The organism is Pseudomonas sp. NFACC56-3 (assembly GCF_900100025.1).
Lineage (GTDB): Bacteria > Pseudomonadota > Gammaproteobacteria > Pseudomonadales > Pseudomonadaceae > Aquipseudomonas > Aquipseudomonas fluorescens_AA.
In genome coordinates this window covers 121,683-135,204 of record NZ_FMTK01000018.1, presented here as the reverse complement: position 1 = coordinate 135,204, position 13,522 = coordinate 121,683, and the positions used below count along the sequence as shown (strand labels likewise).

Genomic DNA, 13,522 nt, shown 5'->3' with positions numbered 1-13,522 from the left:
TCATTGGCTGGCGTCTCGACGTTGACGGTGCCGGTGGTTTGGCCCGCAGCGATGGTGATGACCGAGCCATTGCTCAAGGTCACGGTCACTGGGGTCTGGGCCGGATTGGTCAGGGTCGCGGTGTAGGTGATCTGCCCGCCTTCGGTAACGGTGTTGCTGGCCGAAAGGGTCAGGCCAGTGGTGTCCACCGAATCGGTAATGGTGGTCACCGCAGGCGTGGTGCTCGGCACCAGGTTTTCGAAGTTGCCACCGGTCGCGCCAGTAATGGTGGTGCTGACAGTGCTGCCGTTGTTGTAGACGTCGTTGACCGGAGTATCCACGGCCACAGTGCCGCTAGTCTGGCCAGCGGCAATGGTGATGACCGAGCCGTTGCTCAAGGTCACGGTTACCGGGGTCTGGGCCGGGTTGGTCAGGGTGGCGGTGTAGGTGATCTGGCCACCTTCGGTCACCGTGTTGCCTGCGCTCAGGGTGACATTGGTGGTGTCGATGGTATCGGTGATCTGAGTCACTGCCGGGGTGGTGGGCAGGGTCACGGCAATGCCGGTGCCACCGGTGGTCCCGGTGACGCTCACGCTGATCTGGCTGGCGTCGTTGTAGACGGTATCGTTCGGTGCCAGCGGTACGTTGACGCTACCGGTCGTTTGGCCGGCCGGGATCACGATCACGGCGCCATTAGACAGGGTCACGGTCAGCGCGGTCTGAGGCGCCTGGGTGACAGTCGCGGTGTACACCAGCACGCCGCCGGCCTCGGTCAGGGTCGGCGTGGCGCTCAGCGTCATCGTCGCATTGAGCACGGCGTTGGCGGTCGTATTCGTGGTATCGCCACCCAGGGTGTTGTTGTCGGTGGCGGCAGCCGCAGCGAGACCTTCCGTTGGGAAACCGACGGTAGGGTCGACGCTGCCGGCGGTGGCATCCAGCACCACAAAACTGTGGCCGCCACCGGCGGCACCACCGGTACCCGCAGCAGTGGCGCCGGCGGCGGTGGCTTCCAGGGCAGTGGTCGGGTCGACGCCCGCGGCGATGGCTTGTTGCAGCTCTTCTACCGACGGCGCGGCCTGGGCAGTGGCTTGGGCCAGGTCAGTGGACGAGTCCGGTGCGTTGGCACTCCACTGTGTGTCGCGACCCAGGTCCAGGGTGCGGCCATCGGCCAATTCCAATGTGACGGCGCCGGCCGGCCCGGTGTCCAACTGGTCGCCTGTGTAGAGGCGATCACCTTCAATGAGTACGCGACGGATGCCCTCTGGGGATACGACGAAAACCTGACCAACAATGCTTTTGACGACGGCAATAACACTGCTCATTGAAGACTCTCCGGGGTGCCACGTTCAGTAGACTTCCATGGACCCGGGGGCCTCTGAGCCTCGGCGGTCTGGACGTTCTCTTTAACTAAGTAAGGTTGTTTTGACGCTTTGCTGTGTCAGTAATTTGGCTGTCTGGTTTCGATTTATTTGTTTATGCCAAACTATTGACCTTATGTTGGCCATCCTAAACAATCGCTTCAGTAATGTCACATTGATATTTAAGCGGCGACCTGTCCTTTCGGTGCTTGATCCAGTTCTTGTTTCGAACTTTCCGACATACGGTCATTCCGGTTGCCATCATCCGATGCAGCGCCACGTTTCGCTGTGATTCAAGACAAGAGTTTCAGGAAGAAAACCACCATGCGTCTGCATTTGTTCATGGCTTTACCCTTCGCCCTCGCCGCCAATTTCGTACAAGCACAAACCTTGCCGCAGGCCATGCAGCAGGCTTTGGATGTCCATCCAGAAATCCAGGCCGGTGTGAACAGTCGTCTCGCGGCGGATTACCAACTCAAGGCGGCCAAGGGCGGCTACCTGCCTAGAGTGGACCTTGCAGCCGGGTATGGCCGTGAAGGCACCGACAGCGTCACCACCCGGTCGGGCAGCAACAACCATTGGGAAACCCTGAACCGCAGCGAGTCGAGCCTGCGCCTGTCACAAATGGTTTTTGACGGTTTTGCGACGTCCAGCGAAGTGGGGCGTCAACAAGCCACCGTCAACGCTCGTGCCTACTCGTTGCTGGATGCGTCCGAGCGCACCGGCTTGACGGTGGCCCAGGTCTACCTGGATGTGCTGACCCGTCGCGAGTTCGTGCGTCTGGCCGAGGAAAACCTCAAGAGCCACGAACGCATCTTCGACCAGATCAAGCTGCGCACCTCCCGTGGCGTGGGCAGCGGCGCCGACCTGGACCAGGCCGAAGCGCGCATGGCCCAGGCCCGCAACAACCTGATCACCGAACAGACCAACCTGGCTGATGCCGAGACCAACTACCTCAGCGCTGTCGGCCAACTGCCCGATCAACTGGAGCGTCCCGCCGATTTTCTGGCGCTGTTGCCGGCCAACCTGACCGAAGCCCGCGCTCAAATGCTGGAAAACAGCCCGGTACTGCGTTCGGCCGAAGCCGACATCGCCGCCGCCGAGCAACAGTACGAAGCCGCCAAATCGAGCTTCTACCCACGTTTCGACGCCGAACTGGGCCGCACGGCCGACAACGATCTGGACGGCCAGAACGGCCATAACAATGAATGGCAAGCCATGCTGCGCATGCGTTTCAACCTGTATGCCGGTGGCAGCAACAAGGCCGACCTGGAATCCAAGTCGTACCTGTCCAATCAGGCCCTGGACATCCGCAACAACGCGCTGCGCCAGTTGAACGAAGAGCTGGGCCTGGCCTGGAACGCCTTGAACAACGCCAACGCTCAAGTCCCGATCGCTCAGCAATACGTGGATCGCAGCACCAGCGTGCGCACCGCCTACCAGAAGCAGTTCAGCCTTGGCGAGCGGACCCTGCTCGACTTGCTCGACAGCGAAAACGAGCTGTTCAGCGCTTCCCGGCGCCTGGCGGAAATCAAGAATGTGCAGTTGTTCACCCAGTACCGGATCAAGGCAACCATGGGCCAACTGTTGAAAAGCCAGGGTGTGGTCGCACCGTTGGCATCGGTTGTGCAGAACGACGTGAAACCCAAGGTTCAGTTGCCTGGGATGAATTGAGTCCTACCACCTGTTTTAATCAGTCAGAGTGCCGAGCGTGGAATCAGAAGTCAGTCCAGTCGAACTAGTTCATGACCCGCGCACGCTGCACGACGACCCGCTGCTGGACGGTCTGCTGGCGCTCTGCATGCTGCACCAGAAGCCGGCCAGCGCAGCGATGCTCACCACGGGCCTGCCACTGCCCAAGCAACGGCTGAGCGTCGAATTATTGTCGCGCGCGGCGGCCCGTGCCGGTCTGCAAGGCCGGGTGCTGCAACGCAAGCTGGAGCAGATCCCGACCATCGCCATGCCGGCGTTGTTGCTGCTCAAAGACGGCCGCAGCGCCGTGCTGCTGGGCTGGGTCGGTGACGACCAGGCGCGGCTGCTGCTCAGCGAAAGCGATGGTGGAGAGGTCACGGTCAGCCGTGAACTGCTGGCGGACGACTACAGCGGCAAGGTGTTCTTCGCCCAACCCCAACATAAATTTGACGTCAACCACGGCACGCTCATTCCCCGGGCGCGTTCTTGGTTCCGCGACACCCTCAAGCGGTCCCGCTGGCTGTACGCCGACGCCATCGCCGCGAGCCTGCTGATCAACATCATCGCCATGGCCGCGCCGCTGTTCGTGATGAACGTCTACGACCGCGTGGTGCCGAACCAGGCCGAATCGACCCTGTGGGTGCTGGCCGTGGGCATCACCGGCTCCTATGTGTTCGACCTGATCCTCAAGATGCTGCGCAGCCTGTGCCTGGACCTGGCCGGCAAGAAAACCGACCTGATCATCTCGGCGACGCTGTTCGAGCGCATCGTCGGCATGTCCATGAAGTTCCGTCCGGCGCGGGTCGGCAGCTTCGCCCAGAACATCCATGAGTTCCAGAGCCTGCGGGACTTCCTCGCCTCGCTGACCCTCACCAGCCTGATCGACCTGCCGTTCACGTTGCTGATCTTCCTCGTCATTGCGATCCTCGGCGGGCACCTGGTGTGGATCCCGGTGCTGGCCTTCCCCATTGCCCTGTTGATCGGCTACGCGTTGCAGAAGCCCCTGGTGGCGACAATGGAGCGCACCATGGCCCTGGGCGCCGAGCGCCAGTCCAGCCTGATCGAAACCCTGGCGGGCCTCGATGCGGTGAAGGTCAACAACGCCGAGAGCGAGCGCCAGTACCAGTGGGAACAGACCATCGGCACCCTCAGCCGCCTCGAGTTGCGGGTGAAAATGCTGTCCGGCCTGGCGATGAACATCACCTTGCTGATCCAGCAATTGGCTGGCGTGATCATGATCATCTTCGGCGTCTACCAGATCATCGCCGGTAACCTGAGCATGGGTGGGCTGATCGCCTGTTACATGCTCAGCGGCCGTGCCCTCAGCCCGCTGGCCTCGCTGTCGGGCCTGTTGACCCGTTACCAGCAGGCGCGGGTGACCATGACCTCGGTCGACCAGATGATGGAGTTGCCGCAAGAGCGCAATTTCGAAGAGCGTCCGCTGAGCCGCAAGGTACTGCAGGGCGCCATTGAATGCCGTCAGTTGAACTTCACCTACCCGAACCAGCAGAACGCCGCGCTGAAAAACATCAACCTGGTGATCAAGCCGGGGGAGAAAATCGGCATCATCGGACGCAGCGGCTCGGGCAAAAGCTCGCTCGCCAAATTGCTGGTGGGCCTGTATCAGCCTGACGACGGTGCCTTGCTGGTGGACGGCGTGGACATCCGCCAGATCGACGTCAGCGAGCTGCGCTACAACATTGGCTACGTGCCCCAGGACATCCAGTTGCTGGCCGGCACCCTGCGGGACAACCTGACCTCCGGCGCCCGTTACGTCGAAGACGAACTGGTGCTCCAGGCCGCTGAGCTGGCGGGTGTGCACGAATTCGCCCGCCTGCATCCGCAAGGCTATGAACTGCAAGTCGGCGAGCGCGGGCAGAACCTGTCCGGTGGCCAACGCCAGAACGTCGCCCTGGCCCGCGCGCTGCTGCTCAACCCGCCCATCCTGCTGCTGGACGAACCCACCAGCGCCATGGACAACACCGGTGAAGAACGCTTGAAACAGCGCCTGGCCGCCGTGGTGGAAAACAAGACCGTGCTGCTGGTGACGCACCGGGCATCCTTGCTGTCGCTGGTGGATCGCCTGCTGGTGATCGACCGTGGACAGATCCTCGCCGATGGCCCGAAAGCCGCTGTCATGGAAGCGTTGAAGAAGGGGCAGATCAGTGTTGCTTAAGTCAGGTTTAAAGGGCGGGGTGGGCCGCTATTTCAAAGGTTCCGACTCGCTGCACGGCCAACCGCTGCCCGAGGTCAACAAAGCCCTGATCGAGGACGCTCCCCGGGTGGTGCGTTTGACGATCTGGGGCATCATCGGCTTCTTTGTATTCCTGATGCTGTGGGCCAACTTCGCCGAGATCGACGAGGTGACCAAGGGCGACGGCAAGGCGATCCCATCGTCCAAGATCCAGAAAATCCAGAACCTGGAAGGCGGCATCGTTGCTGAGCTGTTCGTCAAGGAAGGGCAGATTGTTGAAGCCGGCGCGTCGTTGATTCGCCTGGACGACACACGGTTTGTCTCCAACGTCGGCGAAACCGAGGCTGACCGACTGTCCATGCTGTTGCGAGTCGAGCGCCTGAGCGCCGAGGTCGATGACCGGCCGCTGAACTTCCCGGCCGATGTGCTCAAGGCGGTGCCGGGCCAGGCGGCCAGCGAAGAGTCGTTGTACATCAGCCGCCGCCAGCAGTTGCACGATGAAATCGGTGGCTTGCAGGAGCAGTTGATCCAGCGTCAGCAGGAACTGCGCGAGTTCGTGTCCAAGCAGGCGCAGTACCGCTCCGGCCTGGCGTTGCAACGCCAGGAAATCAACATGTCCGAGCCGCTGGTGGCCCAGGGCGCGGTGTCGCCGGTGGAAGTGCTGCGGCTCAAGCGCGCCGAAGTCGAGACCCGTGGGCAACTGGACGCCACGACGCTGGCGATCCCCCGCGCCGAATCGGCGATCAAGGAAGTGCAGCGCAAGATCGACGAGACTCGCGGCAAGTTCCGCAGCGAAGCCCTGACCCAGCTCAACGAAGCCCGCACCGACCTGAACAAGGCCCAGGCCACCGGCAAGGCCCTGGAAGACCGGGTGAGCCGGACCCTGGTGACGTCGCCGGTGCGCGGCATTGTCAATAAATTGCTGGTGAACACCATCGGCGGCGTGATCCAGCCCGGCAGCGACCTGGTGGAAATCGTGCCGCTGGACGACACCATTCTGGTGGAAGCGAAAATCCGTCCCCAGGACATCGCCTTCCTGCACCCCGGCCAGGACGCCACGGTGAAATTCACCGCGTACGACTACACCATCTACGGCGGGATGAAAGCCAAGCTGGAACAGATCGGCGCCGACACCATCACCGATGAAGACAAGAAAACCACCTACTACATTATCAAGCTGCGCACCGAACGCAGCCATCTGGGCACGCCTGAAAAACCCTTGCTGATCATCCCTGGGATGGTGGCGTCGGTGGACATCATCACCGGCAAGAAAACCGTGCTCAGCTACCTGCTCAAGCCGATCATCAAGGCCCGGTCCGAGGCGTTGCACGAGCGGTAGTTTTCAAGCCTGTGTCCTCCACAGCTGCCCAGCGGTGGCTGGATAGCTTTTGTGGTGCTAGCTCTGCAGCGACCTCCCCCTGTGGGAGCGAGCTTGCTCGCGATGGCGGTGGGTCAGCGACAAAGAGGTGTCTGACCTGTGCCATCGCGAGCAAGCTCGCTCCCACAGTTTCTGCCACCTAGCTAAACGCCATATCGTTATTCATTAACGGTATTTAAATTTCAATTCTTATACCCTTAAAGTCATCCTCCTGCGTACCTGCCGACCAATCGGCACGCCGCACGACACAAACCAACACGGTGACCCCGTGAGTTTTTGATCGATTGCGCGCCCATTGAAGCGCGCTGTGTGGGAGTGATGTATGCCAGCCGTTTCCTTTTCTCCAGATTCAAATGCCGCGACTATCGCGCCGCAGTCGTTCGCCATCCTCCCGTTTCGCGATGCCGTCGGCGCCGAGATCGTCGGGCTGGACCTGTCCCGGCCCATCAACGACCAGGATTTTGCCCGCATCCATCGCGCGCACCTGGACTATCACGTCGTGGTGTTCCGTGACCAGCGCATCACCCCCGAACAGCAAATCGCCTTCAGCCGCCGTTTTGGCGTGCTGCAAATCCATGTGCTCAAGCAGTTCCTGCTGGCCGGGCATCCGGAAATCCTCATCGTGTCCAACATCATCGAAAACGGCCAATCCATCGGCCTCGGCGATGCAGGCAAGTTCTGGCATTCGGACCTTTCCTATAAGGAGCTGCCCAGCCTCGGCTCGATGCTCCACGCCCAGGAATTGCCGAGCGAAGGCGGCGACACGCTGTTCGCCGACATGCACAAGGCCTGGGACGGTTTGCCCGAAACATTGCGTAAAGCGGTCGAGGGCCGTTCGGCGGCGCATTCCTACACTGCGCGCTACAGCGAAACCAAATTCGAAGGCAACTGGCGCCCGACGTTGACGCCGGAGCAACTGGCCCAGGTGGCCGAAGTCGTGCACCCCATCGTCCGCACCCACCCGGAAACCGGGCGCAAGGCATTGTTCGTCAGCGAGGGGTTCACCACCCGCATCGTCGGCCTGCCGGAGGATGAAAGCAAAGCCATCCTGACGGAGCTGTATGCCCACAGCGTGTTGCCTCAAAACATCTATCGCCATCAATGGCAGCCCCATGACTTGGTGTTCTGGGACAACCGCTCGCTGATCCACCTGGCCGCCGGTTGCCCGAGCCATCTGCGCCGTAAGCTGTATCGCACCACCATCCAGGGCGACGCCCCTTTCTGATCGGCTGCGCCTCGCGCCAAGAGCCCGGAGAATCACCATGTCCAAGCGTATTGCTTTTGCACCGCTGGCCGCCGCCATCGGCCTGGGCTTCAGTTTGCTGGCCGGCAACCTGGTCGCGCCGGCCAGCGCCCACGCCGAGGGCGAGATTCGGATCGCCGAGCAGTTCGGCATCGTTTACCTGTTGCTGAACGTGGTCCGCGACCAGCAATTGATCGAGAAGCACGGCAAGGAAGAGGGCATCGACATCAAGGTCGATTGGACCCAACTGTCCGGCGGGGCGGCGGTCAACGATGCATTGCTGTCGGGTTCCATCGACATTGCCGGAGCCGGCGTCGGGCCGTTGCTGACGGTCTGGGACCGCACCCGTGGCAAGCAGAACGTCAAGGCCGTGGCCTCCCTGGGCAACTTTCCCTATTACCTGTTGAGCAACAACCCCAAGGTCAAGACCATTGCCGACTTCACCGAGAAGGACCGCATCGCGGTGCCAGCGGTGGGGGTTTCGGTGCAGTCGCGTTTCCTGCAATACGCCGCCGCCAAGCAGTGGGGTGACAAGGACTTCAATCGCCTCGACAAGTACACCTTGGCCGTCCCGCACCCGGATGCCACGGCGGCGTTGATTGCCGGCGGCACCGAATTGACCGGGCATTTTTCCAACCCGCCGTTCCAGGACCAGGCCCTGCAAAACCCCAACGTCCATGTGGTGCTCAACTCCTATGACGTGCTCGGGCCGAACTCACCCACGGTGCTGTTCGCCACTGAGAAATTCCGCGATGAAAACCCGAAGACCTACAAGGCGTTCGTCGAGGCGCTGACCGAAGCGGCCGAGTTCGCCCAGAACGATAAAGGTGCGGCGGCGGACATCTACCTGCGGGTGACCAAGGCCAAGATCGACCGGGCGACCTTGTTGAAAATCATCGACGACCCGCAGATCGAATTCACCGTCACACCGAAAAACACCTACCCGCTGGCTGAATTCCTCTACCGCGTCGGCGCCATCAAGAACAAGCCGGCGTCATGGGAAGACTATTTCTTCCAGGACGCCAAACCGTTGCAGGGGAGCTGATTGTCATGAACGCGCGTTTGCAAGGCCACGCGGCCAGCAATCCCACCGCCACCGGCACGGCATTGCTGTCGGTGGACAACGTCAGCCTGGAGTACCGCACGCCACAACGCGTGGTACGGGCCACCCACCAGGTGAGTTTCGAAGTCGATCCGGCGGACCGTTTTGTGTTGCTTGGCCCGTCCGGGTGCGGCAAGTCCACCTTGCTCAAGGCCATTGGTGGCTTCATCACGCCGTGCGAAGGCGAGATTCGCTTGCAAGGCCAAACCGTCAACGCGCCGGGACCGGACCGGATCGTGGTATTCCAGGAATTCGATCAACTGCCACCGTGGAAAACCGTCAAGCAGAACGTGATGTTCGCGCTGCTGGCGTCCGGCACCCTCAAGCGTCGCGAGGCCGAGGAGCGGGCGCTGCATTACCTCGACAAAGTGGGCCTGGCGGCGTTTGCCGATGCCTACCCTCACACGTTGTCCGGTGGCATGAAAGCTCGCGTCGCCATTGCCCGGGCGTTGGCGATGCAGCCGAAGATCCTCTTGATGGACGAGCCCTTCGCCGCCCTCGATGCCCTGACCCGACGCAAGATGCAGGAAGAACTGCTGCTGCTCTGGGAAGAGGTGCGTTTCACGCTGTTGTTCGTCACCCACTCCATCGAGGAAGCGTTGGTGGTGGGTAATCGCATCCTGCTGCTGTCACCGCACCCCGGGCGTGTGCGGGCGGAAATCCACAGCCATCAATACGATTTGCACAGCCTCGGCGGCGTGGGGTTCCAGCACACGGCGCGGCGGATTCATGGCTTGCTGTTCAATGAAGGTCAACCGCCTGAAATCGAGCGTGAGCTGGATTTCACCGACATCCGTATCGCGTATTAAGGGGAACCTTTCATGAGCCAGTTATCGCCTGCGCGCGAAGAGTACGAAGTCGACCTGCAACCCCTGACCCACGTGCCATTGGAGCGGGAGTTGCCCTTGGGCCAGCGCCTCTGGCAACAGGGTTGGCTGCGCAAAAGTTTGATCCTGTTGTTGCTGGCGGTGGTGTGGGAGGGCGTGGCGCGTTACCAGAACAACGACCTGCTGCTGCCGAGCTTCTTGCAGACCGCCAGCGCTTTGTACGACGGTTTGCTCAGCGGCGAGCTGTTGGGCAAGGTGTGGATTTCCCTGGTGGTGCTGCTCAAGGGCTATTTACTGGGCATCGTCCTGGCGTTTGGCTTGACCACCTTGGCGGTGTCGACGCAGTTGGGCCGCGACCTGCTCAGCACGTTGACGTCGATGTTCAATCCGCTGCCGGCCATCGCCCTGTTGCCGTTGGCGCTGCTGTGGTTCGGCCTGGGGCAGAACAGCCTGATTTTCGTGCTGGTGCATTCGGTGCTGTGGGCGCTGGCGTTGAACATGTACGCGGGGTTTCTCGGTGTGTCGGAAACGCTGCGCATGGCCGGGCGCAACTACGGGCTTCGGGGCATGCGTTTTGTGCTGTTCATCCTGATCCCGGCGGCGCTGCCGTCGATCCTCGCCGGGCTGAAAATCGGCTGGGCCTTCGCCTGGCGCACCCTGATCGCCGCCGAACTGGTATTCGGCGCCACCAGCGGCAAGGGCGGCCTGGGCTGGTACATCTTCCAGAACCGTAACGAGCTGTACACCGACAAGGTGTTTGCCGGGTTGGCGGTGGTGATTTTGATTGGGTTGTTGGTAGAGAACCTGGTGTTCGACAGTTTGGAACGGGTGACGGTGAAGCGTTGGGGGATGCAGCGCTAACCGATGGTGTGAATGCAGTCTATGGCTTTAGGTGTCTGGGCTGACGCCTTCGCGAGCAAGCCCGCTCCCACAGTTGATCGATGTTGATCTCAATATTTCGGTTCGACAAAGATCCAGTGTGGGAGCGGGCTTGCTCGCGAAAGCGGTTTTCAATCCACCACGGGAACTTCAGCCCGACGCCTGGACCTCAAGCCGATCCATTGCCCGCTCCACCAATAAATGCACGCCATCAGCCATCCGGCTGATCGCCAGGATGACACTGCGGCGGCTGCCTTCAACGTCATCCGCCAGGTCGGCGGCGATGGCGCTGATGGACAGCAGGTCTTCGGAGGCATTGGCCAGCAGGGTTTCGGTGTCGATGTCCGGGGCGACCATGAAGAGATGGGCGGTTTGGGTTTTGCCAGAGGCTTCATCGGTCGGTTTGGGATTGAGGTAATAGTCGAGAACGCGCTCGGCGGTTTCGTCGAGTTTTTTGGTGTCCGGGGTTTCGACCCGGGATTTGCACAAGGATGGTGGCGGGTTGGGCGTAGGTTTGAACATGGTTTGGGCTTCCTATTCAATTTCAGAACCGCCCTGGTTCGCTTGCACGCGATGTAAGGGTGGCAGCTATGTGAGGGTGTGCAAGACCGAGTAAGACGCCCAAAAAACTCGGCAGACCCGAAGATCTCCCCGCACACAGCCGCCATAAAGTACGAGCACGAATGCTCGATATAATGGCTGGTGTCATTGTTTGGCGTTCTTTTACCCGGACTTGCACGTCCGTGTCACCGTTTTTTCAGTGACAAACCCAGACTAGCGGCGGGCCCGAAGCCGGACAAGTTCACCAACATCGCTACAACTTGAAGGAAATCTCCTAGGACCTGGCTGTACGAGTGCACCCATTCCAAATAGCCAGATAAAGCCACCTCCTTTTCCATTAGACTTGCGACCCTCCAGCAAGCCTTCAGGACACGGAATGCCAGTCCCTCAAAGCACTCTTCGCAAAGCCTTGGTCAATTGGCTTTATGCCGCCGCCCTGATGCATCTGCTTGCCGGCATCACCCTGAGCTGGGCAGGCCATTCGGGCTTGCTCGACGGCTACCTGCAAAACGTCGAACAGATCTTCTGGGGCACCGCCGTGGTGCCCGCGACGGCCAGCGCGCAACAGGTCTGGTGGCTGGCCTTGTTCGGTGCCACGTTGCAAAGCTATGCGCTGTACATGCTCGCCCTCGTGCACATCGGCAATCGACTGAAAAGCGCCATGCCTTGGGCCTGGATAATCGCCGGCATCCTGCTCTGGGCGCCCCAGGACATGCTGATTTCCGCCCAGGCCCGCGTCTGGTCGCACCTGTGGCTCGACGGTTTCGCGCTGCTGCTGTTACTGCCGCCGCTGTTCTGGCTCTATCGCCACGACCGCCGTACCTCCCTGACTGACCACGCGCCGAGTGATGCAAACCATGCCTGACTTTTCCCTGCTGGACTGGGCCATCACGCTGTTGATCGCCCAGGCGATCCTGGGCGCGCTGGATACCCTGTATCACCACGAACTGACCGTCGCCTTGCCCTATCGCCACAGTGCGCGGCTGGAGCTGTCGATCCACGCCTTGCGTTCGTGCTTCTACGGGATCTTGTTCCTGGGTATTGCCCATCTGGCCTTCGAAGGCACCTGGGCGATTGTCATCGCGTTGCTGTTCGCCTTGGAGATCGGCCTGACGCTGTGGGACTTCGTGGTCGAGGACCGTAGCCGCAAACTGCCGCCCATCGAGCGCATCATGCACACGGTACTGGCGGTCAACGGCGGTGCCTTCTTCGCGCTGTACGGGGTGCAACTGGCGCAGTGGGCGAGTTTGCCCACCGGCCTGAGCGGGATCGACCTGGGCTGGCGCGGTTGGCTGCTGACCTTGTTCGCCATCGGGGTCACGGCCTCGGGGATTCGCGACGGCGTGGCGGCCTTGCGCATGCAACGCGCGGGCAAGCCCGCCAACCCGTTTGCCGGTGGCGCCTATAAGCGCGTGCTGGTCACGGGGGGCACCGGGTTTATCGGCGAGACGCTGGTCAATCAACTGCTCGACGCCGGGCACACGGTCAGCGTGCTGGCTCGTGATCCGTTGAAAGCGGCGTATCTGTTTGACGGTCGCGCTCGCTGTCTGCGTGCGTTGGGCAAACTGGGCCATGACGAAACCTTCGACATCGTGATCAACCTGGCGGGCGCTCCGGTGGCCGGGCCGCGCTGGAGCCCCAAACGCCAGGCGCAACTCATCGCTAGCCGGGTCAATACCACCGAAGCCTTGATGACCTGGTTGAAAAACGCCCGACACAAACCCGCATTGTGGATACAGGCCTCGGCCGTCGGTTTTTATGGCGTGCGCGACGCCAGCGAAAGCCTCGATGAAAGCGCCAGCCGGGGCGATGGTTTCATGGCTGAACTCTGTGTGCGTTGGGAGGCCTCGGCCCGGCCCGCCACGGAGCTGGGCGTGCGCCAGGTGGTGATGCGCCTGGGCGTGGTGTTCGGCCCGGGCGGCGCATTGTTGCCACTGCTGATTCCGTTTCGCCTGGGGTTCGGCGGGCGGATGGGTGACGGTCGGCAAATCATGAGTTGGGTGCACCGCGACGATGTCATCCAAGTGATCGCCCGTGCGTTCGATGACGAGAGCCTGAGCGGCACCTACAACCTGGTGGCACCGGAAACCGTCAGTCAGGCGCTGTTCGCCGAGCGCGTGGGCAAGGTGCTCAAGCGTCCGGTGTGGTTCCACATTCCAGCCGCGCCGGTGCGTGCCCTGGCGGGTGAGATGGCCCAGTTGTTTTTCGACGGCCAGCGCGTGGTGCCCAATCGTCTCGTCGAGGCCGGTTATACCTTCCGTTACCCAACCCTCGACGCTGCCCTGCGCGATCTGGCCTGAGGACCGTCC

The 13,522-nt window shown here is 61.5% G+C and carries 11 protein-coding genes; 9 read left to right on the top strand and 2 right to left on the bottom strand.

The annotated features are described in order from the left end of the window. Nucleotides 1–1,301: retention module-containing protein (locus BLO80_RS21715; protein WP_139197088.1), on the bottom strand; the 1,301-nt coding region annotated here is incomplete at its 3' end. A 360-nt stretch (nt 1,302–1,661) separates the two neighbouring features. Between BLO80_RS21715 and BLO80_RS21710 the strand changes: the two genes are divergently transcribed. From BLO80_RS21710 to BLO80_RS21680, 7 genes are all read left to right on the top strand, one after another. Further along, nucleotides 1,662–3,011: a TolC family outer membrane protein gene (locus BLO80_RS21710; RefSeq protein ID WP_092329837.1), complete on the top strand. Its 1,350-nt coding sequence runs from the start codon at nt 1,662–1,664 to the stop codon at nt 3,009–3,011. A gap of 37 nt (nt 3,012–3,048) precedes the next feature. Next, nucleotides 3,049–5,205, top strand: a complete 2,157-nt coding sequence (locus tag BLO80_RS21705) for a type I secretion system permease/ATPase (protein ID WP_092330147.1) — start codon at nt 3,049–3,051, stop codon at nt 5,203–5,205. After that, nucleotides 5,195–6,562 (top strand): HlyD family type I secretion periplasmic adaptor subunit, encoded by a 1,368-nt coding sequence (locus BLO80_RS21700; protein ID WP_092329839.1) that lies wholly within the window; start codon nt 5,195–5,197, stop codon nt 6,560–6,562. Before BLO80_RS21705 ends, BLO80_RS21700 begins: the two co-directional genes overlap by 11 nt. Before the next feature lie 361 nt (nt 6,563–6,923). Beyond that, complete coding sequence (locus tag BLO80_RS21695; protein WP_092329841.1) at nt 6,924–7,826, top strand: TauD/TfdA dioxygenase family protein; 903 nt, start codon at nt 6,924–6,926, stop codon at nt 7,824–7,826. 37 nt (nt 7,827–7,863) lie between these two features. Beyond that, a complete protein-coding gene (locus BLO80_RS21690) occupies nt 7,864–8,889 on the top strand; it encodes an ABC transporter substrate-binding protein (RefSeq protein WP_092329843.1) in 1,026 nt (341 codons plus the stop codon). Nucleotides 8,890–8,894: 5 nt separating this feature from the next. Next, nucleotides 8,895–9,755, top strand: a complete 861-nt coding sequence (locus BLO80_RS21685; RefSeq protein WP_092329847.1) for an ABC transporter ATP-binding protein — start codon at nt 8,895–8,897, stop codon at nt 9,753–9,755. Between the two features lie 12 nt (nt 9,756–9,767). Further along, the gene (locus BLO80_RS21680) at nt 9,768–10,634 is read left to right on the top strand and encodes an ABC transporter permease (RefSeq protein WP_092329849.1); all 867 of its coding nucleotides are present in this window, start codon (nt 9,768–9,770) and stop codon (nt 10,632–10,634) included. Nucleotides 10,635–10,802: 168 nt separating this feature from the next. Here the strand turns inward: BLO80_RS21680 and BLO80_RS21675 are convergent, their stop codons facing one another. Then, complete coding sequence (locus BLO80_RS21675; protein WP_092329851.1) at nt 10,803–11,174, bottom strand: DUF6124 family protein; 372 nt, start codon at nt 11,172–11,174, stop codon at nt 10,803–10,805. Between the two features lie 415 nt (nt 11,175–11,589). Here BLO80_RS21675 and BLO80_RS21670 point away from each other — a divergent pair, with 415 nt between their 5' ends. Both BLO80_RS21670 and BLO80_RS21665 read left to right on the top strand, forming a co-directional pair. Further along, nucleotides 11,590–12,078 carry a cell division protein gene (locus tag BLO80_RS21670; protein WP_175459533.1) on the top strand — a complete coding sequence of 163 codons (489 nt, stop codon included), beginning with the start codon at nt 11,590–11,592 and terminating at the stop codon, nt 12,076–12,078. Further along, nucleotides 12,071–13,513: a TIGR01777 family oxidoreductase gene (locus BLO80_RS21665; protein WP_092330149.1), complete on the top strand. Its 1,443-nt coding sequence runs from the start codon at nt 12,071–12,073 to the stop codon at nt 13,511–13,513. Before BLO80_RS21670 ends, BLO80_RS21665 begins: the two co-directional genes overlap by 8 nt. Nucleotides 13,514–13,522: the final 9 nt, after the last annotated feature.

Coding starts and splice junctions, on each gene's coding strand:
- BLO80_RS21710 (WP_092329837.1), top strand. CDS start 1,662: ATGCGTCTGCATTTGTTCATGGCTTTACCCTTCGCCCTCGCCGCCAAT.
- BLO80_RS21695 (WP_092329841.1), top strand. CDS start 6,924: ATGCCAGCCGTTTCCTTTTCTCCAGATTCAAATGCCGCGACTATCGCG.
- BLO80_RS21690 (WP_092329843.1), top strand. CDS start 7,864: ATGTCCAAGCGTATTGCTTTTGCACCGCTGGCCGCCGCCATCGGCCTG.
- BLO80_RS21685 (WP_092329847.1), top strand. CDS start 8,895: ATGAACGCGCGTTTGCAAGGCCACGCGGCCAGCAATCCCACCGCCACC.
- BLO80_RS21680 (WP_092329849.1), top strand. CDS start 9,768: ATGAGCCAGTTATCGCCTGCGCGCGAAGAGTACGAAGTCGACCTGCAA.
- BLO80_RS21675 (WP_092329851.1), bottom strand. CDS start 11,174: ATGTTCAAACCTACGCCCAACCCGCCACCATCCTTGTGCAAATCCCGG.
- BLO80_RS21670 (WP_175459533.1), top strand. CDS start 11,590: ATGCCAGTCCCTCAAAGCACTCTTCGCAAAGCCTTGGTCAATTGGCTT.
- BLO80_RS21665 (WP_092330149.1), top strand. CDS start 12,071: ATGCCTGACTTTTCCCTGCTGGACTGGGCCATCACGCTGTTGATCGCC.